This window comes from Micromonospora sp. CNZ295 (assembly GCF_004217535.1).
Map to the genome: position 1 here is coordinate 730,867 of NZ_SHKZ01000001.1, position 24,068 is coordinate 754,934.

Here is a 24,068-nt window from a genome sequence, read left to right on the forward strand (position 1 = left end):
GCGTGAGCCAACCTCCGCTGAACGTACCGCCGCCGGCCGCTGGGTCCCCGCCCGCCGCCGGCGGTGGCCCGTCCCACCCCGCAGCCCCACCCCCCGGGTACGCGATCCCGCCGCAGTACGCCCCGGGCTGGCCCGGGGCGTACCCGCCGGGCTCGGCCGGTCCGGGAGTCCCGCCGGGCTGGGCACCCCCGCCGGGCTGGGCCCGCCCGGGAATCCCGCCGGGCTGGGTGCCTCCCCCGCCGCCGACCATCGCCCCGAACGGGCAGCCGCTCGCCAGCTTCACCGACCGGTTGCTCGCGTGGCTGCTCGACGCCGCCCTGGCCTCGGGTGTCACGATGGTGCTGTTCCTGCCGGTCATGCTGGTGGTCTGGTGGAACATGGTCACCGAGACGACCCGGCTGGGCCCGGACGGCACGCTGCCCGAGCCCGACCCGGGCACCATGCTCCGGGATTTCCTGCTGCCGCTGCTGCTGGCCCAGCTCGCACTGCTCGTCGTGATGATCGGCCTGTACTGGCTCTACCACGTCGAGTACCTGGTCCGCCACGACGGCCAGACGCTCGGCAAACGGGTGATGAAGCTGCGGGTGGTGCCGCTCGACCCGACGCGGAAGCTGGACCGGCGGGTGGCCGGCCGGCGGTGGTTGGTGCAGTTCCTCGCCAGTTCCCTCGTCCCCGGCCTCAGCTACCTCGACGGGTTCTGGCAGCTGTGGGACAAGCCCTGGCAGCAGTGCCTCCACGACCGGTTCGCGGAAACCGTCGTCGTTAAGGTGTCCAGGTGAGCGAGCGCATGAAGGCGACGCCATGAGCGTCGCACCCGGCTGGTACGTCGACCCGGCCGACCCGGAGACGCGGCGGTACTGGGACGGCGAGGGCTGGATCGGCCCGCCCATCCCGGTCGACGCCACCCCGCCGGAGGGGCCACCGCCGGCCGAGCCGCCCGCCGCGGAGCCGGCCAGCGTGCCCGGGGCGGCCACCACGCCCGAGCCGGTCTCCCCGGCTGCCGGGCAGCCGCCGGCCGACCCGGCTCAGGGCGGGACCGCCGCGCCGCCGCCGGGTGGCTGGCCGCCGCACGCCGCCCCACCGCACGCCGCCCCACCCCATGCGTACGGCCCGCCACCGGGCTGGCCGTACCCGACCTGGCCGGGACGGCCGCCGGAGCCGCGCCCGCACGGCCTGCCGCTGGCCGGTTACGGGGCCCGCCTGACGGCCCGGCTCATCGACTTCGCCATCGTCTTCGCGCTCAACGCCGCCGTGAACGCCTTCTTCGTCCGACGGCTGGTGCAGGAGTTCCGGCCCACCTTCAACGAGTGGTGGCGGCGCGTCCAGAACGGCGAGGTGACGTCGGAACCGCTGCCCCCGCCGGGCGCGCAGGCGGAGTCGCTGCTGATCGTCATCCTGCTGATCGCCACGGCGCTCTGGCTGGCGTACGAGGTGCCGGCCATGGCCGCCGGCGGGCAGACGTTCGGCAAGCGGGTGATGGGCATCAAGGCGGTGCCGCTCGCCGCCGACCAGCCGCTGGGGATGGGCCGGGCGCTGCGGCGGTGGAACACCCTGGGTCTGCCCACGCTGCTGTGGTACTGCTGCGGCCTGGGCCTGCTGCTCCAGCTGCTCGACGCGGTCTCCCCGCTCTTCGACCACCCGCTCCGGCAGGCCCTGCACGACAAGCGGGCGCAGACCGTGGTGGTCCAGGTTCCGCGCGCCCCGCGCACCCCCGCCCAGAACGACCGCACCACACCCCCGGGAGACACCCCATGACCGACACCGGACGTCACCAGCCCGCGCCGCGGCTGACCCGCGCCGACCTGGACGCGCTGCCCAACTACGTACCCGGCCGCAGCCCGGCCGACCTGGCCCGGGAGCTGGGCCTGCCCGAAGCGATCAAGCTGGCCAGCAACGAGGTGCCGTACGGCCCGCTGCCCGGTGTCGTGGAGGCGGTCGCGGAGGCGACCGCCGGTGTGCACCGCTACCCGGACATGGGTGTGGTGGCGCTGCGGCAGGCCCTGGCCGAGCGGTACGCCGTGGACCTGGACCGGATCGCCACCGGATGCGGCTCGGTGGCGCTGGCCGAGCACCTGGTCCGCGCCACCTGCCTGCCCGGCGACGAGTTGCTCTACTCGTGGCGCTCGTTCGAGGCGTACCCGATCATCGGGGCGACCAGCGGCGCGACCAGCGTCCGGGTCCCGAACGACGCCGGGCACGGGCACGACCTGGCGGCGATGGCCGCGGCCGTGACCGACCGGACCCGGATGATCCTGGTCTGCAACCCGAACAACCCCACCGGTACCGCCGTGCGGCGCGCCGAGCTGGACCGCTTCCTCGACGCGGTGCCGGACGACGTGCTGGTGGTCATCGACGAGGCGTACCGGGAGTTCGTCACCGACCCCGAGGTGCCGGACGGCCTCACCTACGCGGACCGGCCAAACGTGGCGGTGCTGCGGACGCTGTCGAAGGCGTGGGGCCTGGCCGGCCTGCGGATCGGCTGGTTGGTCGCCCAGCCGGAGGTGGCGGCGGCGGTGCGCAAGGTGGTCACGCCCTTCTCCACCAGCATGGCGGCGCAGGCCGCCGCGCTGGCGGCGCTGGCGCAGGCCGCTGAGGTGGAGCGACGTTGCGCGCTGGTCGTGGCCGAGCGGGACCGGGTCACCGAGGCGCTACGCAAGCTCGTCCCGGACGTGCCGGACAGCCAGGCCAACTTCGTCTGGCTGCCGCTCGGCGACCGGGCCATGGACTTCGGCAAGGCGTGCGAGTCGCGCGGTGTGATCGTGCGGCCGTTCCCGGGCGACGGGGTCCGGGTCACGATCGGGACCCCGGCCGAGAACGACGCCTTCCTGGCGGCGGCGGAGGCCGCGCTGGGCTGAGTCCACGCTTGCCGGTGTTGTGCACCTCGGCCGTGACCACCGGCGTGCCGTCCGCCTCCCGGCTGCCGGCGGCCGGCACCGTGATGTCCACTCCCTCGGTCAGCGCGATCCGGACCGTCCTGGACGCCGGGGCGGCCGCCACCGGGGCGGCGTCGCCGAGGACCAGGAGCACGACAGGATGGCCACGAGACGCACGCGTGTGACTATAAATAACTAATGTCCGTTTTGTCGACCAGCCGACCCGTCATGTCGCGGCGAGCAGCACCGGCTCGGAGGTGAAGAAGTAGCGTTGGTCGTCCGCCCCCGGGTCGACCGGCTCACGCAGGCGCTCCACGGCCAGGAAGCCGTCGACCGCGTACGCGGCCCCGGGCGCCCAGGACGTCCCGTCCGAGCCGGCGGTGAGCGGGAACCGGGACCGCTGGACCCCGCTCGCCGGGTCCAGCGTCACCAGGTCGTTCGCACCGGTCACCAGGTGCACCCGGTCCCGCTCGACGGCGAGCACCCGGGCACCCTCCAGGTCGGCACGGCGCCACCGTTCGGTCCCCGTCCGCGCCTCCCGGCCGACCGGGACACCGTCCACGATCCCGACGGCGGTGTCACCGGCGAGCACCGCGTCCGGCTGGTTCAGCACCGGTGCCGCGACCGGCTCGCCGGCACCCAGCAGCCACCCCCGGCCCGCGTCGTCACCGGAGCCGCCGACGGTACGCAGGCCGGTGCACCCGGCCCGGCCGGCGCGGCAGCCGAGCGGCGTGACGACCAGGCCCTCCCCGGCAGCGGGCGGGCGCCACCGGGCACTCACCGTGCCGGTCGTGACGTCCCGGAACTCGACCGCGGCGTCGCACGAGTCGACGGCGACCACCCGGCCCGTCGACGTGGTGCCGACCGGCTGGTGGCAGCCCTCACCGACGCCGGCCCGCCAGAGCTGCCGCCCGTCGGCCAGGTCGACGCCGGCCAGCGAGTCGTGGCCGGCGGTGATCACCACCGTCCGGCCGGCCGCCGGGGTGACGAGGAGGCCGTCCGGTTCCCACACCGTCGCCGCACCGGTCCGCCGGGGCGCGGCCGCCCGTTCCGGCTTCGGCCCTTCGGTCCGCCAGACGACCCGTCCGGTGCGCGCGTCCAGTGCCACCAGCAGGCCGTCCGACCAGCGGGTCACGACAGTGGCGCCGCTGGCTGCCACGCCGTCGAGTTCGGCCGGCCAGCGGCGGTACGACCAGTAGGGCGTCGTCCGGTGCCGGTGGTCCACCGGACGGTCGGCGTAGACCTGCCGTTGAGCCGCGTACACCCGGAGCCGGCCGTCGACGACCAGCGGGGCCACCGGCAGCCGCGCGACCACCCCCGGCGCCGGGTCCGCCGCGGTCGGATAGGCGGCCCTCGCCGGAGTGCTGACCTCGGCCGGGGCGAGCACCCGGTAGACCGTGGCCGCGACCGCGACGGTGACCAGCAGGACCGCCGCCACCAGCACGAGCCGCCGCCGGCCCTTCGGGAACCCCATGCGCACCTCCGCCCGGCACCCTACCCAGCGCGGCGCGTCCGGCCGCTGTGAGGTTGCCGGCCGCGGCCGGCGCCGCGACGTCCGCCAGCCGGCCGGACCGGCACGTCGCTACGCATGGCAACCGCCCGGTCGGGCGGGTTCAGGCGGCGTCGGCAGCCCGGGTGGCGGCGGCGAGGTCGGCGAGGTCACGCCGGAGGGCGCTCTCGACCACCCGGGCGGCGAGCCCGCCGAGGAACAGCGCGACGACCCGGCCGTACGGCGCGGAGGCGATCGCCTCCTGGGTGACCGTGACCATCGTGCGACCCCGGCGCGGGACCGGGCGCAGCGTCCAGGTGACCCGGTAGTCGACACCCGCTCCGGGCGAGTTGAGCACCAGTCGGCGCGGTGGCTCGACGTCGACCACGACGAACTCTTCGATCAGGGCCGAGCCGTCCGGCTGGGACCGCACCTCCCGCCAGGCGGTGCCGGGGCCGAACCCGCCCGGGGTCAGGACCTCGACGCCACGCGTGGCACGGGTGCGGACGGTCAGGTCGGTGAGCAGGCGCCACACGTCGGCCGCGTGCGCCTCGATGGACTGTGTGACCGTCACCCTCGACATGCCACCTCCCGTGGCGTCGACGGTACGCCCCGTGAGCGCCGAACGGGGCCCCGCGGCCGGAAATTCCCGTCCGGTGAGGCCCCCGCGGCGCCGGCCGTACGCGATCAGCGGTCGAACTGTCCCGCCTGGATCGCCCGGACGAACGCCGACCACCCCGGTGGGCTGACCGTGAGCGCCGGGCCGGACCGGTCCTTCGAGTCGCGTACGGCCACCACGCCGAGCGCGTCGACCAGGTTGTCGGCCACCTCCACGCAGAGGCCCTGGTCGTTGGAGCGGCTGCTGGTACGCCAGACCGCACCCGGGAGATCGTTCATCCTCACCCTCCTGTCGATGGACGCCAGCCGACGGCCGGGCCGGGACCGAAGGGGGGAGATCGGGCCCGGCCCGGCGCGGCACAGCGACGGAATCCGGTCGATCAACGCAGGAGACACGGTCGCCGGTCGGACGATCTGTGCGACATGGCGTCCCGTTCACGGGACGACGGACCGGCCGTACGTCAGAAACCGGCGGGCGGCGGCCCGGCGCGACCGGCGGTGCCGCCGACGGACCCCGGTCCAGCGCGGCCGGGCCGCGGATCGGCGGAGCTGGGCCGGTGCCGGGCCCGGCGTCAGCGGGCGGGGAGGATGGTGCCGGTGACCTCGCCGAGGGCGACGGTCGTGCCGTCCGGGCCGGGCGCGGTGGCGATGACGGTGACGGTGTCCCCGTCCTCCAGGAAGGTGCGCTCCGCGCCACCGACCTTCACCGGCTCCGCGCCGCCCCAGGTCAGCTCCAGGAACGAGCCGACCTGGTGCCGCTCGGGCCCGGACACGGTGCCGGAGGCGTACAGGTCACCGGTGCGCAGGGACGCCCCGTTGACGGTCAGGTGGGCCAACTGCTGGGCCGGCGTCCAGTACATGGTGGCGAACGGCGGCTGGCTGACCCGCTCGCCGTTCCACTCGACCGCGAGCCGCAGGTCCAGACCGTGGTGCGGCTCGTCGCGCAGGTAGTCGGCGACCGGCGGGTCCTGGTCCGGCGCCGGCACGAACGCCGCACCGAGCGCCTCCAGTGGCGTCACCCAGGCCGAGACCGAGGTGGCGAAGGACTTGCCGAGGAACGGGCCGAGGGGCTGGTACTCCCAGGCCTGGATGTCCCGCGCCGACCAGTCGTTGACCAGCACCACGCCGAACACGTGGTCGGTGAAGTCGGCGGTGGCGACCCGGCGACCCAGCGGGCTCGGCACGCCCACCACGAAGCCGACCTCCGCCTCGATGTCGAGGCGGACCGAGGGACCGGTGGCCGGGCCCTGCGGGGTGGCCCGCTGCCCCTGGGGACGCACGACGGGTGTGCCGGAGACGACGACCGTGCCGGCCCGGCCGTGGTAGCCGATCGGCAGGTGCTTCCAGTTGGGCAGCAGCGGCGGCTGGCCGGGCCGGAAGATCTGCCCGACGTTGGCGGCGTGGTGCTCCGACGAGTAGAAGTCCACATAGTCCGCCACCTCGAACGGCAGCAGCAGCTCGACGCCCGCCAGGGGCACCAGCAGCGGCTCGACCGCCCCCCGGTGGGTGGGGTCGGTGAGCAGTTCGGTGATCCGCTGCCGGACGGCGGTCCACTGCGGACGGCCAAGCGCCATGAAGTCGTTCAGCCGGGGCCGGCCCAGCGTGCCGGCGGCCAGTACCAGACCGGCCGCCTCCGCGCCGCCCAGGTCCAGCACGTGGTCACCGATACGTACGCCCACCCGCGGCTCCTGCCCGGCACGGCGGAACACCCCGTACGGCAGGTTGTGCACGCCGTACGGCGATCCCTCGGCACCCGTCACCCAGGTCGTCATGCCTCGAAGCCCCCGTTCACCAGTCCCAGCCGGATCAGATCGGTCAGTGGTTCCAGGATGCTGCACGAGCCGTACCCGACCCACAGCGGACGCGCCGCGTCCAGCCCGTCCTCGATGGGCTCGAGCAGTGGCCGCGGGTCGGTGGCGGTGAGCAGCTCGGTGACCCGCTCCACCGCGGCGCCCCGCGCGGCGGCGAGCGCGGCGGCCAGCACGTTGGCGAAGCCGTGGTGGGTGAAGCCGGTCGGCGGATCCAGGTGCCGCACCGCGTGGTGCAGCCCGGCGGTCAGCTTGAACGGCAGCCCCCGGTCCCGGCAGCCGCAGATCACTGCGGCCAGCTCGGCGGGCGTGGGGAACAGCTCGGCGGCGAGCCCGCCGGTGCGGAACTTGGCCGCGACCGGGAGCCCACCCGCGCGCGCGTCGGCGAGGGTGTCCAGTGCGCCCATCAGGCCGAAGGCCAGCGGGATCTCGGCGTAGACGGGGGTGCCGCCCAGCCCCTCGGTGACCTTCCGCAGCTCGGTCAGGCCCGGCTGCGGGTCCTCGCCGCGCTTGGCGACCGGCACCTCTACCTGGCGGAGGCTCACGCCGGCCGGCAGCGCCGCCAGTGCGGCCGGGAGGCCGGGCAGACCGGTGTCGCCGATCAGTCCGATCACGAGGCCCTCGGCCGGGTCGACCTCGGGATGCAGCTCACGGGCGGCCACCGCGGACGCGGGCACCAGCAGCGGGCCGACCAGGTCGGCGTACCAGGCGGTGCGGTGCTCCCGGTGGGCCCGGACGGCGTCGGGCAGCGGCGCGCTGCCGGGCGGGAAGACCGCGGCGTCGTCGACGAGACCGGCCAGGAGCCGGGGCAGCTGCGTTGACACGACACAAGAATGTACGGGACGCTACAAGGAGCGGACAACCGCGTCCGATAATCGGACGCCTCGGTCTACGGGAGGGCGAGATGCCGTACTACCGCCGCGTCGGCGAGGTGCCGCGCAAACGCCACACCCAGTTCCGTCAGCCCGACGGGCGCCTCTACGCCGAGGAGCTGATGGGCCAGGAGGGCTTCTCCTCCGACTCCTCCCTGCTCTACCACCGGCACGCGCCGACCGCGATCGTGGCGGCCGAGGAGTTCACCCCGCCGGCCGTCACCCGAACGCCGAACCTCCCGCTCAAGCCCCGCCACCTACGCACCCACAAGCTGGACGCCGCCGGCGCCGACCCGGTGCTCGGCCGGCAGTACCTGCTCGCCAACGACGACGTCCGCATCGCGTACGTGCTGGCCGACCGGCCATCCCCGCTGTTCCGCGACGCCACCGGCGACCACTGCCTGTACGTCGAGTCCGGTGCCCTGCGGGTCGAGTCGACGTTCGGCGTGCTCGACGCGGTCGCCGGTGACTACGTGATCATCCCGACCTCGACCGTCCACCGGCTCGTCCCGACCGGCACCGAGCCGGTCCGGCTGCTCGCGATCGAGGCGGCCGGTCACATCGGCCCGCCCAAGCGGTACCTGTCGGTGCGGGGCCAGTTCCTGGAGCACTCGCCGTACTGCGAGCGCGACGTCCGCGGGCCGGACGCGCCGCTGCTGGTCGACGGCACCGACGTGGAGGTGCTGGTCCGGCACCGGCGCGGGTGGACGCGCCACGTCTACGCCAACCACCCGTTCGACGTGGTCGGCTGGGACGGGCACATGTACCCGTGGGCGTTCTCCATCCACGACTTCGAACCGATCACCGGCCGGATCCACCAGCCGCCGCCGGTGCACCAGACCTTCCAGGGCCCGAACTTCGTGGTCTGCTCGTTCGTCCCGCGCAAGGTCGACTACCACCCGGACGCCATCCCGGTGCCGTACAACCACCACAACGTCGACTCGGACGAGATGCTCTTCTACACCGGCGGCAACTACGAGGCCCGGCGCGGCTCCGGGATCGAGCAGGGCTCGATCTCGCTGCACCCGTCCGGCTTCACCCACGGCCCGCAGCCCGGTGCCGCCGAGCGGTCGATCGGTGTGGACTTCTTCGACGAACTGGCCGTCATGGTCGACACGTTCCGCCCGCTCGACCTGTGCGACGCCGCCACGACCTGCGCGGACGACGCCTACGCCTGGACCTGGGCGCGCCGGGCGTGACGGGTTACCGGGCGACCGGGCGGGCGATCACCGTCAGTTCGGCGACGGTCGCCACGGCGATCGCCAGGACCAGTGGCCACGGCGTCCCGACCAGGGCGTAGATCAGGATCAGCACCGGGGCGGCGGCAGCCGCGTACACGGCCATCGCCAGGCCGCGGTCCGAGCGCAGCAGGCTCGGCAGGATCGTGCGCGCCGGGGCGGGCAGCTTCGCGGCGTACCGCCACAGCACCAGCGCGCCGCCGAGCGCCGCGAACACCGCGGCGACGCGCGACAGGCCCCCACCGCCGAGGGCGACGCACGCGAGCACCACGGCCGCGACGATCGACCAACCGGCACCGAACACGACGAGCTGGCGCAGGCCGACGGAGATCGTCCGGCCCGAGTCGACCCGGCCGGGGCTCATCGCCGCGGCCTCGGCGAGGTGCTCCAGCGCCTCACTCCAGCGGCGCTGCTCCAGCCGCAGCACACCGATGTCGTGCCGCGCCTCGGCGAGCTGCGGGTCCAGCCGCAGGGCCTCGGCGTAGGCGCGCTCGGCCAGGTCGTACATCTGCATGTTCGCCGCGACCAGCCCGAGCACCAGATGCGCCTCCGGCTCCTCGGGGGCCAGCTCCACACCCCGCCAGGCCGCGTTCAGCGCCGGCTGGCCGTTCCGGGAGCCGGCCAGGATCGCGGCGGCGCTGCGCTGGGCGTACGCGTCGTCCGGGCCCAGGGCGAGGATGCGGTCGGCGGTACGGGCGGCCTCGGCGTACTCCTCCAGGTCGGCCAGTGCCATCGCCCGGGCGACCAGGGCGGGAACCCAGTCGGGGGCGGCGGCGACGGCACCGTCGGCGGCGGTGCGCGCGTCGGCGGGCCGGCCGGCGGCCAGGTGTACGCGGGACAACGCGGTCAACACCGCGGCGTTCTCCGGTTCGAGCGCGACCGCGTAACCCAGCTCGGCGGCGGCCTCGTCGTAGCGGCCCAGCTCGGCGAGGAGCTGCGCGCGCTGGAGGTAGCCGTCGGCGGCGGAACGGTCGGCGGGGGCGTCGCTGGACATCGCGGCGAGCCTAAGCGGCCGACGCCTCGTAGACCAGGGCCACCGCGATGCCGGTCAGCCCCTCCCCACGGCCCGGGAAGCCGAGCCCGTCGGTGGTCGCGGCGGAGACGCTGACCGGGGCGCCGACGGCCGCCGACAGCACCCGCTGCGCCTCGTCCCGGCGTGGACCGATCTTGGGGCGGTTCCCGATCACCTGCACCGACACGTTGCCGATGGCGAAGCCGGCCGCCCGGACCCGGCGGGCGCTCTCGGCGAGCAGGGCCACTCCGGAGGCGCCGGCCCACTCCGGCTGGCCCACGCCGAAGTTGGCGCCGAGGTCGCCGAGGCCGGCGGCGGAGAGCAGGGCGTTGCAGGCGGCGTGCGCGGCCACGTCGGCGTCCGAGTGCCCGGCCAGACCGTCCTGGTCGGGCCAGTGCAGGCCGGCCACCCAGCACGGCCGACCGGCCTCGAAGGCGTGCACGTCCGTGCCGATGGCCACCCGCGGAACGATCATGACCAGAGCGTACGCGTCAGGCGCCGGTGTTCAGCAGGTGCTCGGCCAGCGCCAGGTCGAACGGCCGGGTGATCTTCAGGGCGTACTCCGATCCCGGGACGCACACCACCGGGACGCCGAGCTTCTCGACCAGGCCGGCGTCGTCGGTGAGCGGGTCGGTGGCGGCGGCGTGCGCGGCGGCCAACACGGCCCGGCGGAATCCCTGCGGCGTCTGCACCGCCCGCAGGGCCGCCCGGTCGACCGTGCCGAGGACCTGCTCGCCGGCACCGACCTCCTTGATCGTGTCGACCACCGGCAGGACGGGGATCACCGCGTCATGACCGGAACGGACCGCCGCGGCGACGGACTCGACCAGCCCGGGCGGAGTCAGCGCCCGGGCCGCGTCGTGCACCAGGACGATCTCGGGGCCGGCGGGCACCGCGGCCAGCGCGGCGGCGACCGACGCCTGCCGTTCGGCGCCGCCGGGCACAACGGTGACCGGCGCCACCGGCGCGAGCAGCTCCCGGACGGCGGCCAGCTCCCCGGCCGGGGCGGCCACCACGACGGTGTGCACGGACGCGGCGGCGGCGAGCCGGCGGACCGCGTGCACCAGCAGCGGCTCGCCGCCGAGCAGGCGCAGCGCCTTCGGCCGGCCGGGGCCCAGGCGTACACCGGCACCCGCCGCAGGCACGAGGACCGCGACGTCACCGCGCGGATTGAGCTGCGCGGTCACGTCGCGGTCCTCGGTGGTTTCTTCGCTTCGAATCGGGTACGACGATGGGGTGCGGATCAGGCCTCGGTCAGCACCTTGTCGAGCAGCGTCTCCGCCTCGTCCTTGGTGCTCTTCTCGGCCAGCGCGACCTCGCCGACGAGAATGTCGCGGGCCTTGGCGAGCATGCGCTTCTCGCCCGCGGACAGCCCCCGCTCCCGCTCCCGGCGCCACAGGTCGCGGACGACCTCAGCCACCTTCAGCGGATTCCCGGAGGCCAGCTTCTCCAGATTCGCCTTGTAACGCCGCGACCAGTTGGTCGGCTCCTCGGTGTGCGGAGCCCGGAGAACGTCGAAGACCTTGCCGAGGCCCTCTTCGCCGACCACCTCGCGCACACCCACGATCTCGGCGTTCTCAGCGGGCACCCGGACCGTAAGGTCACCCTGCGCGACCCTCAGGACGAGGTATTGCTTCTCCTCGCCCTTGATGACCCGAGTCTCGATTGCCTCGATGAGTGCGGCCCCGTGGTGGGGGTAAACAACGGTCTCGCCGACACTGAAAACCATAGGTTCGAAACCCCTTTCGCTGTGTCTAGAGTAACACGCTCAGACACCGATGTCTCACCGCTGTCCTGACCGTTGGCGCAGCTCAGGGGCCCTGTGAGAGGGATTTCTTCAGCTTGACAGGCCGCCAGACCGAAGAATCGAACACGCTCCGTGACGCTCTTGTGACGTCCCGGTACGGGTGACGGAAACCCGAGATCAAGGGCGTTGCGCTCGCCCCATGGTATCCCGCGGCGCGGGTACGCGCCCAGGTGTAGCGGGAGGAGGCCCGGTGGGGGAGGCTGGACATGAGCCGGGAGACAACTCCAGGGGGTGGTCCGATGGGCAAGCCCGACGCAGACGACCCCGGCCTGCCTGACCTGCCCCCCGAGTGGGGCCGGGTGGTCGTACCGGACGACGCCTCGGCGCTGGCGGCCGAGGCCGAGCAGGTCCGCCGGGAGCTGAGCGGGCGGGCGCGGGAGGCCGTGCCGGGGTCGCCGCCGCCGCTCGCCCTGCCGCTGCTGGTGCTCCTGGTGGCCGTGGTCACCACGCTCGCCGGGCTGGTCGCCGTCAGCTGGTCCCGCTCCCCCCGATCGGCGGCACCGGCGTCGACGCCCGCCCCGCACGCGCCGCCGCCCGGGCTGTCCGGCCGTCCCCTGCCCGCGCTCGACCTGGTCGACGACGGGCAGCCGGTGCCGCTGCGGGGCCTGGTGCCGGCGCTCATCGTGCTGGCCGACGCGTGCGCCTGCGCGGCGGAGCTGACCGGCGCCGCCTCGGTGGCGCCGCCCGGAGTCACCGTGGTCACCGTCGACGCCGACCCGGTGGTACACGTGCCACCCCCGCCCACGGGGGCGACCCTGCGCGCGCTCGACGACCCGGCCGGCGGCCTACGCGCCTTCCTGCACCTGCCGCCCCGGGCCGGGGCGGCCACCGCGCTGCTGGTCGACCGCACCGGCACGCTGGTGAAGGTGGTACCCGAGGTCCGGTCGACCGCCGACTACGAACCCGAGCTGGCCCGCCTGGCCGGCTGACTCCGGCTCAGGGGACCTCGATCAGCTGCGCCTCGACCCGCAGCGGCTGGTCGTTGACCGTCGAGAAGGAGACCTGAATCGGCCCGCCCGCGCCGGTCACCTCGGTCGCGGTCGTCACCGACGCGCCGCAGCCGCTGGTCAGCGGGCCGGCGTACCGGGCCCCGTCGATCACCACCAGCAGTTCCCCGGGGCCGGTGCAGCTGAACCGCAACACGTGGCGGGCGCCGGTCTCGGCCGTCGACGACCGGCGGACCAGGCCGTCCCGGGGAGTGATCGTGGCCCGGTCACTCCAGATCACCGCACCACGCCACGACCTGCGGTCGTCGGGCTCGACCCGGGAACCCGGCGCCAGGCCGGCGCGCCCCGCCGCGACCGTTCGGCCGGTGACCGGATCCACGACGACCCGGCTGCCGCTCCGCTCGTCGCGGAGCACCACGCCGCTCGTCGGCGCGCTCGCCACCGCCGGGACACGGGCGGCCCACCAGATGCCGCCGGCCGCCAGCACGATCAGCGCGGCCAGCAGGAGAACCAGACCGCGCACCCGGTCGCCGGGGCCCGTTCCGATCGGCGGGCAGCGGACCCCCGGCTCGGCGTCCATGCGCCGAGGGTAGCGCCCGACGCTCAGCCCTGCCGTTCGAGCAGGGCCGCGTACAGGGTCAGGCCGGGGCCGAAGGCCAGCGCCACCACCCGCCGGGGCGGTACGGGAGCCCGGCGGAGCCGGTCCAGGATCAACAGCACCGTCGGCGAGGAGCAGTTGCCGTGCTCGGCCAGCGTCGCCCGGGACGCCGCCAGCCCGTCCGCCGGCAGGGCCAGTTCCCGCTCCACCACGTTGAGGATGCGCGGACCGCCCGGGTGGACCGCCCAGCCGTCCACCGCCGACCTGCTGGTGCCGTGCCGGGCCAGCAGGTCGTCGACCAGCCCCCGGACGTGCCTGGAGAGCACCTGCGGCACCTTCGGTGACAACCCCATCCGGAACCCGGTGTCGGTGACGTCCCAGGTCATGTGGTCGGCCGTCGACGTGTCGGTGACCGAGGTGACCTCGCGCAGCGCGTACCCCGGGCCGCCGGGCAGGACCACGACGGCGACGGCGGCGTCCGAGAAGAGCGCGTGGGAGACGATCTGCTGGGTGTCCACCCGAGCGGTGGAGGGCTGGATGTGCAGGCTGGTCAGCTCGGCGCAGAGCAGCAGCGCGGGCCGGCCCCGCGCGGTCACGAAGTCGCTCGCCGCGCCGAGCCCGGGCAACGCCGCGTAGCAGCCCATGTGCCCGACGAACATGCGCTGCGTCCCGGCGGCCATGCCCAGGTCCCGGGCGAGCAGGATGTCCAGGCCCGGGGTGGCGTAGCCGGTGCAGGAGCAGACCACGAACAGCCCGATGTCCCCGGCGGCCAGGCCGGCGGCGGTCAGCGCCCGGCCCACCGCCTCCTTGCCCAGCGGCAACGCCTCCACCTGGTAGCGGCGCATCCGCCGCTCGGTCGGCCAGTCGGAGACGTCCTCCAGCAACGGGTTGACCGCGGCCTGCCGGCGGGTCACGCCGGAGTTGGCGAAGACGCGCTCGGCCAGCGCCCTCGTCGTACCGGAGAAGTGCTTCGAGAAGAAGCCCTCCCACAGTTCGTCCTGGTTGGCCGACGGCGGGTGCGCCGCACCGACCCCCGCGATCACCGGCTCGGCCACGGTGCCCACCTCTCGTCGTGATAGCCCTGCACGTTCACCAACGAGGGGCCGACCCGTCGCGGTCCGGGTCGCCGCCCAGTGCCGCGATGCCGAGCCAGTCGGCGCAGACGTCGGACGTCGCGGGGTGCAGCGAGCCGCAGCGGGCGTCCCGGTACAACCGCTCGAGCGGGTGCCCGCGCCGGGTGGCCGCCGTCCCGGCCGCCTCCAGCACGGACGCCGCCACGTCGGCGGCGGTGGTGCCGGCGAGCAGCTTCGCCCGCCAGACCCACCGGTTGGTCTCGGCGTCGCCGGACGCCTCGTCGACGCGGCGGGCCGCCTCGGCCACCGCCAGGCCGGCCGCCGCGACCGCCGCGTCGGCCCGCCCGAGCCGGGCCCGGACCGCCGGCAGGCCGCCGAGGTTGCGGGCGTTCAGGTGCTCGGCCGCCGCGTCGATCGCGGCCCGGGCCACCCCGACGTACACGGCGGCGTAGCTGGCCACCAGCCAGTGCGGCATCAGCTGCGCGACCACCAGGGCGAGCCCCTCCACGCCGCCGAGCAGCCGGTCGGCCGGCACGGTGACATCCACGTGCAGATCATGCGAGGAGGTGGCACGCATGCCCAGCGAGTCCCACGTCTCCTCGACGGTCAACCCGTCGCCGGCCGGCACGAGGAACTGGGAGACCACCGACGGGTCGGCGGCGCTCCGCGCGGCCACGAGGTAACCGTCGGCGTGCCCGGCGCCGGAGCAGAACGTCTTGCTGCCCTTGATCCGCCAGCCGCCGTCCGCCGGCTCGTAGACCGTGCTGAGCTGCGAGAGCCGGGCGCCCGCGCCGCGCTCGCTCATCGCCACCGCGTACCAGGAGCCCTCGGCCGCCGCGCGCAGCAGCCGGTCCCGCGCCGCCAACGCCTCCTCCGGTACGCCGAGCGCCTCGGCCAGCTCCTCGGTCACCGCGCCCAGCGCGCCGGTCACCGAGGCGTGCATGTTGAAGACCAGGGCCGTCGCGCCGTTACCCCGGGCCAGCTCGGTGGCGACCGCCGCGTACTCGGCGAAGGTGGCACCCAGGCCGCCGAGGTCGCGGGGCACCATCAGGCCGAACAGGCCGGCCGCCCGCAGATCCCGGAAGTCGTCGACCGGGAAGGTGCCGTCCCGGTCGTGCTCGGCCGCCCGGGCGGCGAACCGCGGCGCCAACCGGCGGGCCGCCTCCACAGCCTGCGTCATACGTCCCCCTTCTCCGCGTCCCTGTACCCCCGCACCGGGCCCGGCTACCCCTTCCGGACCCCCCAGCCCTGGTAGAGGACCGCCGTCGACCAGGTCGGCACGATGCGCGGCGGCGCCCCGCCGCCAGCACCCCGCAACCGCCGGGCCAGCCAGCCGACCACGCCGGCCAGCTGCGGCCGGACGCCGCGTACCCGCAGGTCCACGCCGTGCCGCGCGCACTCGGCGACCAGCGCGCGGTCGTCCACGAACAACCGTGGATCGTGGATCCCGCGCGGCACGGTGGGCAGCCGCTCCCCGATGTGGACGGCGACCAGGCGGCTCAGCGCGGTGTCGTTGAGGGTGTCGAGGACGAGCAGGCCGCCCGGGCGGAGCAGCCGGCAGGCCTCGGCCACCGCGCGCCGCCACTCGGGAACGTGCTCCAGCAGCTCGCCCGCGGCCACCACGTCGGCGCAGCCGGCCGCCAGCGGCACCGCGGTCACGTCGGCGTTGACCACGGTCACACCGTGCGCCGCGGCCTGGCGCAGCGCCGAGACGGTGAGGTCGACGCCCACGTGCCGGTAGCCCTTGCCGGCCAGGTGCGGGGCGAGCAGCCCGGCACCGCAGCCGAGGTCGACCAGGACGGCGCGGGGGCGGGACGCCACCGGCACGAGGGCCGCCCGCGCCTCGGCCAACCAGTGCAGCATCGCGAAGACGCCGTCCGGCCGCCACCACTCGCCGGCCAGGTCGTCGTACTGGCGCGGATCGTTGCGCGGCAGGGTGCGGCCCGCATCTCGCATGGACACGAGCGTGGCACGACTGTCCGGTAACGACCAGACTTCCCTCATGTCGTTCTCAGTGCTAGGGCGTGTCGCGCGGGTGCCCGCCCTGGTCCGGGCGAGCCACCCGGAGCCGGCCGCGGCGGTGACCGCGGTCGCCGGCCTGCTCGCCTGGGGGGTCGGGCACCGGCCGGCCGGCATCCTCGCCGTCGTGCTCACCGTGGCCGCCAGCCAGCTCGCCGTCGGCTGGGCCAACGACGCGCTCGACGCGGAACGGGACGCCGCGGTGGGGCGTACCGACAAGCCGGTCGCCGCCGGCGCGGTGAGCCGGCGCGCCACGGCCTCGGCCGCCGCGGTGGCCGCGCTCGCCACGCCGGCGCTCGCGCTGGCCACCACCCCGCCCGCCGCGATCGTCGCCACCGCCGGCCTGGTCTCCGCGCTGCTCTACGACTGGCCGCTGAAGTCGTCCCCGCTGTCGGTGCTCCCCTACGCGGTCTCCTTCGGTTCGCTGCCCGCCTTCGTCGTGCTGGCGCTGCCCGGCGCGCCGGCGCCGCCGGTCTGGCTGGTCGCCGCCGCGGGCCTGCTCGGCGCCGGTGCGCACTTCGCGAACGTGCTGCCCGATCTCGCCGACGACGCCCGCACCGGCGTGCGCGGCCTGCCCCACCGCCTCGGGCCGGCCGGGAGCCGGGCCGCCGCCGCCGGGCTGCTGCTCGCCGCGACCGCCACGCTGGTCCTCGGGCCGCCCGGGCCACCGTCGCCGGTCGGGCTCGCCGCGGTGGCGGCCGCCGTCGTGGTGCCGCCCCTGACCTGGTACGCCGCGCGCGCGACCGCCCGGGCCGGAGCGCGGTCGGTGGCTGCCTTCCGGGCGGTGATGGCGATCGCCCTCGTCGACGTCGTCCTGCTCGTCACCAGCGGCCCGGTGGTCTGACGAGCACCCCGGCAGGTGGCATCCCCGGGTCGCCGTGCGGCAGTCGATCAGGCCCAACTACCCTTAACGGCGGTCTGCGCGGGCATGGCCACCGTGCCCGGCGTACGGCCGGGTGGATCGTGACGAGGAGGACCGACGTGACGCGCTCGATCAGGGGTTCCCGACGGGCGGCCCTGCTGGTTACCGGCGTGGCGGCGACGACCGGACTGCTGCTGTCCGGGTGCGGCGCCGGCCAGGTCTCGGAGACCGCCAACAAGGTGCCGTCGGTCCAGGGCGTGAACGTCCAGACCGCCAACGGTGAGTACGCCGTCCGCGGCCTGCTGCTCGCCTTCCCGGGCACCGAGGGCTACCAGGCCGGCGCGAACGCCGTCCTGAACGCGGTGATCTACAACGACTCGGCGGACCCGGTCACCGTCACCGTCACCACCGACGACGCCCGCGAGGTCGTCATCACCGGCGCCGACGCCACCGCCGCCCCCTCGCCGTCGGCCACGCCGTCGCCGGAGGGCACCGGCTCGCCGGGCCCGGACGCCAGCCCCACCGAGAGCCCGTCGCCGACCGCGTCGGCCACGCAGCCGGCCCGGATCGACATCCCCGCGCTCAGCTACGTGCGGCTGAACACCGAGGGCCAGCAGGTGCTGCAGCTCATCGGGCTGAACGAGGCGCTGCGCTCCGGCCAGAACATCTTCGTGACCTTCGACTTCGGCAACGGTCACACGATCACCGCCCCGGCCCCGGTGGCCGTGCCGCTGACCCCGGCCGCCCGCCCGTCCCCGATCATCGAACGTGAGGGCGGCTACGAGGGCCAGGAGGGGCACGGCGGCGAGGGCGGCGCCGGGCACTGAGCCACCCGTGATCCATGACACCGCCGGCGCTGGTGCGACACCGCCACGCCGGCGGTGTCCGCGTCGTACCCGGGGTCTAACGTCCCCGGTGTGACCACCTCACGATCCACCTCCCCGCGCGCCGGCGCGACCGGCGGGCGCGGCCGTGCCGGCGCCCGCGAGCCCCGCCCGGCCTACGAGTGCGACGCCTGCGGCCACCAGCCGCCCAAGTGGGTCGGGCGCTGCCCGGAGTGCGGCGAGTGGGGCTCGGTCGTCGAGTGCACGCTGACCGGCCCGACCGTCTCCGGCCGGGTGGTCAGCTCCCGGATGCCGGCCGAGCCGGCCCGCCCCATCGCCACCATCAGCGCCGCCCCGGCCCGGGCCCGCCCGACCGGGGTGAGCGAGCTCGACCGGGTGCTCGGCGGCGGCTTGGTCCCGGGTGCGGTGGTGCTGCTCGCCGGGGAGCCCGGGGTCGGCAAGTCCACCCTGCTGCTCGACGTCGCGCAGCAGTGGGCCGCCGGTGGCGGCAGCCCGTCCCTGGTGGTCAGCGGTGAGGAGTCGGTCAGCCAGGTCCGGCTGCGCGCCGAGCGGATGGGCGCGCTGGACGACCAGCTCTACCTGGCCGCCGAGAGCGATCTCGCGGCGGTGCTCGGTCACCTCGACGCCGTCAAGCCCGGCCTGCTGGTGCTCGACTCGGTGCAGACGATCTCCACCACCGGCACCGAGGGGGTGCCCGGTGGCGTCACCCAGGTCCGCGCGGTGACTGCCGCGCTGGTGGCGGTCGCCAAGGAGCGCGGCATCGCGACGGTGCTGGTGGGGCACGTCACCAAGGACGGGCAGGTGGCGGGCCCTCGCGTCCTGGAGCACCTGGTCGACGTGGTGCTGCACTTCGAGGGCGACAAGCACTCGTCGCTGCGGATGGTGCGCGGTGTGAAGAACCGGTTCGGCGCCGCCGACGAGGTCGGCTGCTTCGAGATGCACGAGGGCGGCATCAGCAGCCTGGCCGACCCGTCCGGGCTCTTCCTGACCCGCTACTCGGAGCCGGTGCCGGGCACCTGCGTGACGGTGGCGATGGAGGGGCGCCGGGCCCTGGTCACCGAGGTGCAGGCGTTGATCGGTGCGACGGTGGCCGGGTCGCCGAGGCGTACGGTCTCGGGCCTCGACTCGGCCCGGCTGGCCATGGTGCTGGCGGTGCTTCAGCGGCGCACCGAGCGGCTGACGCTGCACGACCGGGAGGTCTTCGCGGCCACCGTCGGGGGGATCCGGGTCGTCGAGCCGGCCGCCGATCTGGCCGTCGCCCTCGCGGTCGCCTCCGGCGGGCTGAATCTCGCGATCGCCCCGCACCTGGTGGCGATCGGGGAGGTCGGCCTCACCGGCGAGGTGCGGCGGATCGGTGCCGTACCTCGCCGGCTGGCCGAGGCGGCCCGGCTCGGCTTCCGGCTGGCGCTCGTGCCGCCCGGTTGCGGTCCGGAGAGCACCGGCGTGCGCACCGAGCAGATGCGGGTGATCGAGGTCACGGACGTCCGGGCGGCCCTCCAGGCGGTGGCGAGGGCGTCCGCGGAGTGACCGAGCACGGACCCCGAGGGCGATACCGGGTCAGCCCGGACAGGTGGTGCGGTCGGGTCGGAGCGCGGCATCGTGACACATCACAGTAACCACGACAGCACCCACCGCAGGGCAGTCCGTAGACTGTGCCCGTGCCGATCGACCGCGACACCACCAAGCCTGCCGGCGCGACACCCCACGCCCGCACCGGCGCCGTGGGTTCGCCCGCCCGTCCGATCAGCGTGAACGTGACCGGAGGCGCGGTCGGCGACCCGCTGCGCGCCAACCTGGCCCTGATGGCGCCGGGCACCGCCCTGCGCGACGGTCTGGAGCGGATCCTGCGCGGGCGCACGGGCGCCCTGATCGTCCTGGGGTACGACAAGGTCGTCGAGAGCCTCTGCACCGGCGGCTTTCCGCTCGACGTGGAGTTCTCCGCGACCCGGGTCCGGGAGCTGTGCAAGATGGACGGCGCGGTGGTGCTGTCCAGCGACGGCACAAGGATCGTCCGGGCCGCGGTGCACCTGATGCCCGACCCCTCCATTCCCACCGAGGAGTCCGGCACCCGGCACCGCACGGCGGAGCGGGTGGCCCGGCAGACCGGCTACCCGGTCATCTCGGTGAGCCAGTCCATGCGGATCATCAGCCTCTACGTCAACGGCCAGCGGCACGTGCTGGACGACTCGGCCGCGATCCTCTCCCGGGCCAACCAGGCCCTCGCCACCCTCGAACGGTACAAGCTGCGGCTGGACGAGGTCTCCGGCACCCTGTCGGCCCTGGAGATCGAGGATCTGGTCACCGTCCGGGACGCGGTCGCCGTCGTCCAGCGGCTCGAGATGGTCCGCCGGATCGCCGACGAGATCGCCGGTTACGTGGTCGAGCTGGGCACGGACGGTCGCCTGCTCGCCCTCCAGCTCGACGAGTTGATGGCCGGCGTGGACGCCGACCGCACCCTGGTGATCCGGGATTACCTGCCCGCCGGCCGCAAGTCACGCACCCTCGACGAGGCGCTGGTCGAGCTGGATCTGCTGACCGCGACCGAGCTGATCGACCTGGTCGCGGTCGCCAAGGCGATCGGCTATCCGGCCGCCTCCGACGCGCTCGACGCCGCGGTCAGCCCGCGGGGGTTCCGGCTGCTGGCCAAGGTGCCGCGGCTGCCGGTGGCGATCGTCGACCGCCTGGTGGGGCACTTCGGGAGCCTCCAGCGGCTGCTCGGCGCGACCGTGGAGGATCTCCAGGCCGTCGAGGGAGTCGGGGACGCCCGCGCCCGGGGCGTCCGGGAGGGCCTGTCCCGGCTCGCCGAGGCGTCGATCCTCGAACGCTACGTCTGACGGCCGGCACCGGCACGGCTGGGCCGGCCCTCGATCCGGGCCGGAGGCGCTCCGGTCGGCCCTCGATCTGGGCGGGGTGGTCCGGGCAGCCCTCGATCCAGGTCGGGCGGACGCTCCTGCCGGCCCCTCGATGCCGGGAGCCTGGAGCGGTCGGCCCGGCACCCGGTTCCCGCGTCAGCCGGTGATGGTCAGTCGCACCGGTTCGCTGAGCTTGGTGCCGACCCGCGCCAGCACCTGGTAGGTGCCGGCGGGCGGGACGGGCCCGGCGGCCACGCCGCCAGCGCAGCGGGTGGCGTCCTTGCCGTTCCAGGTGAGCTGGTAGGAGCGCTCGAAGTTGGGCGTGAACGACTGCACGTCGGAACCCTTGCCGGTGCCACAGGTGTCGGAGGACCAGACCTTCGCGGCGCCGGACTTGATGAACAGCTCCTGCAGGTCGGCGCCGACGTCCCGGCTGCACGTCCGGTCCGAACTGTTCCTGATCTTCAGCTGCAGGTCGACGGCCGCGCCGCGGCCCACGGTGGCGGGTCGGGCGACGGCGGTCACCTTGATCTCCGCGTCGGTGCAGGTGCCCGCGTCGGCGACCGGGGCGACCGGGACCGGGCCGTTCGTCGTGGTCTCCTCCGACGACGGGGTGGCGGACGGGCCCTCCCCGCCCGCGTCGCCGGAGCCGTCGCCCGGTGACGGGGTGCCCGTCCGCGGTGTGAGTACCGAACCGGTGGGCTCGGGCGTCGCGCCGGACGACGACGCGCTCCCGCCCGAGCGGCCGGAGCCGTCGTCCGTACCGTTGCACGAGTAGAGGACGACAATCAGGAGGAGAAGCACCGCTCCGAGCACGACGGCACGACGCCGCCAGTAAACGGCGGGGGGCAGTGGGCCGACCGTCAGACGCATGATGCCCCCACCGTAGCGGCGCCACGCACGGCGTACCGCAGCGACGCGCCGGGCCGTCGGCAGCTCATCGGAGCGATCCTCCACTCACGACAGTCAGGGCCGCCCAGGGTGCTTCCCCGGCGACGCACGGTGCCGGCCACCGGCCGTCAGAGGTAGACCTTGCGCTGGTACACGGCGTGTGCGCCGGCGACCCGATCGAGGAAGAGCAGACCCGCGCAGTGGTCGATCTCGTGTTGCAGCGCACGCGCCTCGAACGCGTCGGTCGCCAGCCGGACCACCTTCCCGGTCCCCGGCAGCGCACCCTCCACCACCACCCGGCCGGCCCGCTTCACGTCGCCCGTCAGGTCCGGTACGGACATGCAGCCCTCACGGCCGACCTTCCACCGGCTGGCCTCCACCACCGTCGCGTTGCACAGCACGAAGGTGCCGTGCACCGTGGCGGCCTTCGGATGACCGGTGACGTCCACCGCGAACACCTGCGCGCCGACACCGATCTGCGGCGCGGCCAGACCGACGCAGCCGGGCGACACCCGCATGGTGGCGACCAGGTCGGCGGCGAGGCGTACGGTCTCCTCGGCGGTCGGGTCGACCTCCTCGCCGGCCCGGCCGAGAACCGTGGCCGGGGCGGACACGACCGCCCGCACCTCGCCCGGCACGCCCAGGACGTCGGGTGTCCAGTCGCCCAGGCCGGCGTACTCCTCCCCGCTCACAGCACGTCCGGATCGGCCGGCCGGAGAGTGACGCCGACGCCCAGGTCGGCGGCGGCCGACGCGAGCCGCCCCGCCGCCTTCTCGGCCGCCCCCGGCGGCAGGTCCACCTCGGCGACGACGACGTAGAGCGAGCCCGCCAGCCGGGTGCTCAGGTCGGTGACGTTGCCGCCCGCCTCGGCGAGCACCCGGGTCATGGCGGCGACGATGCCCATCCGGTCCGCCCCGTGCACCGCCATCACGTACGGCTCGCCGCTCGGCACCGCCTCGCCGTCCGCCGTCACCTCACGTACGGTCGCCAGCAGTTGGCCGTCGGCGGCCAGCGGTGCCAGCGCCGCCTCAACCTCGGCCGCGCCGGGGCCCACACAGATCAGGGTCATCGCGAAGTGGCCCCGCAGCCGCGTCATCGTGCTGTCGGTGAGATTCGCGCCGAGGCGGGCGAGCGCCTCGGCGACGTCGGCCACGATGCCCGGCCGGTCCCGGCCGATGACGGTGATGGCGAGCTCGTTCATGCCGGCATTCTCCCCGACCGGCCCCGCGCCGCGTCGCGGGACCTGCCCCGGTGGCCAGTGACCGGGACAGGCGGGCGCGGTCGTCGCGCTCGGAGCCGCCGGGCGCGCCGTCGGGATCCGGCCCGGCCCGTGACATGATCGGCGGCGCGATGACTGAACCGACCTTCGCCGACCTGGTCAGCCGGTGGTACGAGCGCAACGCCCGCGACCTACCCTGGCGTCGCCCCGACGTCACCCCGTGGGCCATCCTCGTGAGCGAGGTGATGCTCCAGCAGACTCCGGTCGTCCGGGTGGTGCCCGCCTGGGAGGCGTGGCTGGCGCGCTGGCCCGAGCCGGCGCACCTGGCGGCCGACACGCCGGCCGAGGCGATCCGGATGTGGGGACGGCTCGGCTACCCGCGACGGGCGGTACGGCTGCGGGAGTGCGCGGTGGCGATCGTGGAACGGCACGGCGGGCAGGTCCCGGACCGGTTGGAGCAGCTGCTGGCGTTGCCGGGCGTCGGCACGTACACCGCCCGGGCGGTGGCGGCCTTCGCGTACGGACAGCGGCATCCGGTGGTGGACACCAACGTACGGCGGGTGGTCTGCCGGGCGGTCGGCGGCGAGCCGGACGCCGGCTCGACCACCCGTCCCGCCGACCTCGTCGCGACCGAGGAGCTGCTGCCGGCGGAGCCGGCCGCCGCCGCGCTGGCCAGCGCGGCGTTCATGGAGCTGGGCGCGATGGTCTGCACCGCGAGGTCACCGCACTGCGCGATCTGCCCGGTCGAGGCGGTGTGCGCGTGGCGCGCCTCCGGGCAGGAAGCGCCCGCCGGCCCCACCCGGCGTCCCCAGCGGTACGCGGGCACCGACCGTCAGGTACGCGGACTGCTGCTCGCCGTCCTCCGGGAGGCCACCGCGCCGGTGCCCCGGCAACGTCTCGACCAGGTGTGGGCCGACGACGTGCAGCGGTCCCGGGCGCTGGCCGCGCTGGTGGACGACGGGCTGGTCGAGCCGGTCGGCGCGATGTCCTTCCGCCTGGTCGGCGACGGTCCACCGGTCCCGGTCGCCTGACCCACCCCGGGCCG

General features: G+C 75.0%; 26 protein-coding genes. 10 read left to right on the top strand and 16 right to left on the bottom strand.

Features of this window, described 5'->3' with window-relative positions; translation table 11 throughout:
* Positions 1–2: 2 nt before the first annotated feature.
* From EV376_RS03430 to hisC, 3 genes are read left to right on the top strand one after another with little or no spacing between them, the layout of a single operon-like run.
* Entirely contained in the window at positions 3–779 is a 777-nt protein-coding gene (locus tag EV376_RS03430; RefSeq protein WP_130320699.1) for an RDD family protein, read from the top strand.
* A 22-nt stretch (positions 780–801) separates the two neighbouring features.
* Complete coding sequence (locus EV376_RS03435; RefSeq protein ID WP_130320700.1) at positions 802–1,755, top strand: RDD family protein; 954 nt, start codon at positions 802–804, stop codon at positions 1,753–1,755.
* Positions 1,752–2,855, top strand: coding sequence for a histidinol-phosphate transaminase (gene hisC / locus EV376_RS03440; RefSeq protein ID WP_130320701.1), 1,104 nt, complete (start codon positions 1,752–1,754; stop codon positions 2,853–2,855). Before EV376_RS03435 ends, hisC begins: the two co-directional genes overlap by 4 nt.
* 244 nt (positions 2,856–3,099) lie before the next feature.
* Here hisC and EV376_RS03445 read toward each other — a convergent pair whose 3' ends face one another.
* The 5 genes from EV376_RS03445 to EV376_RS03465 form a co-directional block, all read right to left on the bottom strand.
* The gene (locus tag EV376_RS03445) at positions 3,100–4,347 is read right to left on the bottom strand and encodes an outer membrane protein assembly factor BamB family protein (RefSeq protein WP_130320702.1); all 1,248 of its coding nucleotides are present in this window, start codon (positions 4,345–4,347) and stop codon (positions 3,100–3,102) included.
* 139 nt (positions 4,348–4,486) lie between these two features.
* Positions 4,487–4,945: an SRPBCC family protein gene (locus EV376_RS03450; protein WP_130320703.1), complete on the bottom strand. Its 459-nt coding sequence runs from the start codon at positions 4,943–4,945 to the stop codon at positions 4,487–4,489.
* Between the two features lie 104 nt (positions 4,946–5,049).
* The gene (locus tag EV376_RS03455; RefSeq protein WP_130320704.1) at positions 5,050–5,259 is read right to left on the bottom strand and encodes a DUF397 domain-containing protein; all 210 of its coding nucleotides are present in this window, start codon (positions 5,257–5,259) and stop codon (positions 5,050–5,052) included.
* Between the two features lie 293 nt (positions 5,260–5,552).
* Positions 5,553–6,752: a fumarylacetoacetase gene (gene fahA / locus EV376_RS03460; protein WP_130320705.1), complete on the bottom strand. Its 1,200-nt coding sequence runs from the start codon at positions 6,750–6,752 to the stop codon at positions 5,553–5,555.
* Positions 6,749–7,612, bottom strand: coding sequence for a hypothetical protein (locus tag EV376_RS03465; RefSeq protein WP_130320706.1), 864 nt, complete (start codon positions 7,610–7,612; stop codon positions 6,749–6,751). The genes fahA and EV376_RS03465 overlap by 4 nt, the downstream gene beginning before the upstream one ends.
* 80 nt (positions 7,613–7,692) lie before the next feature.
* Between EV376_RS03465 and EV376_RS03470 the strand changes: the two genes are divergently transcribed.
* A complete protein-coding gene (locus EV376_RS03470) occupies positions 7,693–8,859 on the top strand; it encodes a cupin domain-containing protein (RefSeq protein WP_130320707.1) in 1,167 nt (388 codons plus the stop codon).
* Positions 8,860–8,863: 4 nt separating this feature from the next.
* Here the strand turns inward: EV376_RS03470 and EV376_RS03475 are convergent, their stop codons facing one another.
* The 4 genes from EV376_RS03475 to EV376_RS03490 are packed head-to-tail and all read right to left on the bottom strand — an operon-like array spanning position 8,864 to position 11,639.
* Positions 8,864–9,892: a tetratricopeptide repeat protein gene (locus EV376_RS03475; protein WP_130320708.1), complete on the bottom strand. Its 1,029-nt coding sequence runs from the start codon at positions 9,890–9,892 to the stop codon at positions 8,864–8,866.
* Between the two features lie 10 nt (positions 9,893–9,902).
* Positions 9,903–10,385: a 2-C-methyl-D-erythritol 2,4-cyclodiphosphate synthase gene (gene ispF, locus EV376_RS03480; protein WP_130320709.1), complete on the bottom strand. Its 483-nt coding sequence runs from the start codon at positions 10,383–10,385 to the stop codon at positions 9,903–9,905.
* Positions 10,386–10,401: 16 nt separating this feature from the next.
* Complete coding sequence (gene ispD, locus EV376_RS03485) at positions 10,402–11,097, bottom strand: 2-C-methyl-D-erythritol 4-phosphate cytidylyltransferase (RefSeq protein WP_130320710.1); 696 nt, start codon at positions 11,095–11,097, stop codon at positions 10,402–10,404.
* 56 nt (positions 11,098–11,153) lie between these two features.
* Positions 11,154–11,639, bottom strand: coding sequence for a CarD family transcriptional regulator (locus EV376_RS03490; protein WP_012015454.1), 486 nt, complete (start codon positions 11,637–11,639; stop codon positions 11,154–11,156).
* Between the two features lie 317 nt (positions 11,640–11,956).
* On the opposite strand from EV376_RS03490, the gene EV376_RS03495 reads away from it, so the two are divergent.
* Positions 11,957–12,646 carry a hypothetical protein gene (locus EV376_RS03495; protein WP_130320711.1) on the top strand — a complete coding sequence of 230 codons (690 nt, stop codon included), beginning with the start codon at positions 11,957–11,959 and terminating at the stop codon, positions 12,644–12,646.
* Between the two features lie 7 nt (positions 12,647–12,653).
* Here EV376_RS03495 and EV376_RS03500 read toward each other — a convergent pair whose 3' ends face one another.
* Genes EV376_RS03500 through EV376_RS03515 form a run of 4 tightly spaced genes read right to left on the bottom strand, consistent with a single transcriptional unit; the run spans position 12,654 to position 16,291 of the window.
* On the bottom strand, positions 12,654–13,244 hold the full coding sequence (locus EV376_RS03500; RefSeq protein ID WP_130320712.1) for a hypothetical protein: 591 nt from the start codon (positions 13,242–13,244) through the stop codon (positions 12,654–12,656).
* Between the two features lie 23 nt (positions 13,245–13,267).
* A complete protein-coding gene (locus tag EV376_RS03505; RefSeq protein WP_130320713.1) occupies positions 13,268–14,317 on the bottom strand; it encodes a type III polyketide synthase in 1,050 nt (349 codons plus the stop codon).
* Between the two features lie 34 nt (positions 14,318–14,351).
* Complete coding sequence (locus EV376_RS03510) at positions 14,352–15,515, bottom strand: acyl-CoA dehydrogenase family protein (protein ID WP_130320714.1); 1,164 nt, start codon at positions 15,513–15,515, stop codon at positions 14,352–14,354.
* Positions 15,516–15,559: 44 nt separating this feature from the next.
* Entirely contained in the window at positions 15,560–16,291 is a 732-nt protein-coding gene (locus EV376_RS03515; RefSeq protein WP_130320715.1) for a methyltransferase domain-containing protein, read from the bottom strand.
* Positions 16,292–16,337: 46 nt separating this feature from the next.
* Here EV376_RS03515 and EV376_RS03520 point away from each other — a divergent pair, with 46 nt between their 5' ends.
* The 4 genes from EV376_RS03520 to disA all read left to right on the top strand — a co-directional run bounded on the left by EV376_RS03520 (position 16,338) and on the right by disA (position 20,895).
* Entirely contained in the window at positions 16,338–17,198 is an 861-nt protein-coding gene (locus EV376_RS03520; RefSeq protein ID WP_130320716.1) for a UbiA family prenyltransferase, read from the top strand.
* A 137-nt stretch (positions 17,199–17,335) separates the two neighbouring features.
* A complete protein-coding gene (locus EV376_RS03525) occupies positions 17,336–18,043 on the top strand; it encodes a hypothetical protein (protein ID WP_130320717.1) in 708 nt (235 codons plus the stop codon).
* A gap of 90 nt (positions 18,044–18,133) precedes the next feature.
* A complete protein-coding gene (gene radA, locus EV376_RS03530; protein WP_130320718.1) occupies positions 18,134–19,588 on the top strand; it encodes a DNA repair protein RadA in 1,455 nt (484 codons plus the stop codon).
* A gap of 131 nt (positions 19,589–19,719) precedes the next feature.
* On the top strand, positions 19,720–20,895 hold the full coding sequence (gene disA / locus EV376_RS03535) for a DNA integrity scanning diadenylate cyclase DisA (protein WP_130320719.1): 1,176 nt from the start codon (positions 19,720–19,722) through the stop codon (positions 20,893–20,895).
* A 174-nt stretch (positions 20,896–21,069) separates the two neighbouring features.
* Here disA and EV376_RS03540 read toward each other — a convergent pair whose 3' ends face one another.
* The 3 genes from EV376_RS03540 to EV376_RS03550 all read right to left on the bottom strand — a co-directional run bounded on the left by EV376_RS03540 (position 21,070) and on the right by EV376_RS03550 (position 23,005).
* Positions 21,070–21,786, bottom strand: a complete 717-nt coding sequence (locus EV376_RS03540) for a hypothetical protein (RefSeq protein ID WP_130320720.1) — start codon at positions 21,784–21,786, stop codon at positions 21,070–21,072.
* 146 nt (positions 21,787–21,932) lie between these two features.
* Complete coding sequence (locus tag EV376_RS03545) at positions 21,933–22,496, bottom strand: peptide deformylase (RefSeq protein ID WP_130320721.1); 564 nt, start codon at positions 22,494–22,496, stop codon at positions 21,933–21,935.
* The gene (locus tag EV376_RS03550; protein WP_130320722.1) at positions 22,493–23,005 is read right to left on the bottom strand and encodes an ACT domain-containing protein; all 513 of its coding nucleotides are present in this window, start codon (positions 23,003–23,005) and stop codon (positions 22,493–22,495) included. The genes EV376_RS03545 and EV376_RS03550 overlap by 4 nt, the downstream gene beginning before the upstream one ends.
* 149 nt (positions 23,006–23,154) lie before the next feature.
* Here EV376_RS03550 and EV376_RS03555 point away from each other — a divergent pair, with 149 nt between their 5' ends.
* Positions 23,155–24,054, top strand: coding sequence for an HhH-GPD family protein (locus EV376_RS03555; protein WP_130320723.1), 900 nt, complete (start codon positions 23,155–23,157; stop codon positions 24,052–24,054).
* The last annotated feature ends 14 nt before the right edge of the window (positions 24,055–24,068 follow it).

Coding starts and splice junctions, on each gene's coding strand:
- EV376_RS03435 (WP_130320700.1), top strand. CDS start 802: ATGAGCGTCGCACCCGGCTGGTACGTCGACCCGGCCGACCCGGAGACG.
- hisC (WP_130320701.1), top strand. CDS start 1,752: ATGACCGACACCGGACGTCACCAGCCCGCGCCGCGGCTGACCCGCGCC.
- EV376_RS03445 (WP_130320702.1), bottom strand. CDS start 4,347: ATGGGGTTCCCGAAGGGCCGGCGGCGGCTCGTGCTGGTGGCGGCGGTC.
- EV376_RS03450 (WP_130320703.1), bottom strand. CDS start 4,945: ATGTCGAGGGTGACGGTCACACAGTCCATCGAGGCGCACGCGGCCGAC.
- EV376_RS03455 (WP_130320704.1), bottom strand. CDS start 5,259: ATGAACGATCTCCCGGGTGCGGTCTGGCGTACCAGCAGCCGCTCCAAC.
- fahA (WP_130320705.1), bottom strand. CDS start 6,752: ATGACGACCTGGGTGACGGGTGCCGAGGGATCGCCGTACGGCGTGCAC.
- EV376_RS03470 (WP_130320707.1), top strand. CDS start 7,693: ATGCCGTACTACCGCCGCGTCGGCGAGGTGCCGCGCAAACGCCACACC.
- EV376_RS03475 (WP_130320708.1), bottom strand. CDS start 9,892: ATGTCCAGCGACGCCCCCGCCGACCGTTCCGCCGCCGACGGCTACCTC.
- ispF (WP_130320709.1), bottom strand. CDS start 10,385: ATGATCGTTCCGCGGGTGGCCATCGGCACGGACGTGCACGCCTTCGAG.
- EV376_RS03490 (WP_012015454.1), bottom strand. CDS start 11,639: ATGGTTTTCAGTGTCGGCGAGACCGTTGTTTACCCCCACCACGGGGCC.
- EV376_RS03495 (WP_130320711.1), top strand. CDS start 11,957: ATGGGCAAGCCCGACGCAGACGACCCCGGCCTGCCTGACCTGCCCCCC.
- EV376_RS03500 (WP_130320712.1), bottom strand. CDS start 13,244: ATGGACGCCGAGCCGGGGGTCCGCTGCCCGCCGATCGGAACGGGCCCC.
- EV376_RS03510 (WP_130320714.1), bottom strand. CDS start 15,515: ATGACGCAGGCTGTGGAGGCGGCCCGCCGGTTGGCGCCGCGGTTCGCC.
- EV376_RS03515 (WP_130320715.1), bottom strand. CDS start 16,291: ATGCGAGATGCGGGCCGCACCCTGCCGCGCAACGATCCGCGCCAGTAC.
- EV376_RS03520 (WP_130320716.1), top strand. CDS start 16,338: ATGTCGTTCTCAGTGCTAGGGCGTGTCGCGCGGGTGCCCGCCCTGGTC.
- EV376_RS03540 (WP_130320720.1), bottom strand. CDS start 21,786: ATGCGTCTGACGGTCGGCCCACTGCCCCCCGCCGTTTACTGGCGGCGT.
- EV376_RS03550 (WP_130320722.1), bottom strand. CDS start 23,005: ATGAACGAGCTCGCCATCACCGTCATCGGCCGGGACCGGCCGGGCATC.
- EV376_RS03555 (WP_130320723.1), top strand. CDS start 23,155: ATGACTGAACCGACCTTCGCCGACCTGGTCAGCCGGTGGTACGAGCGC.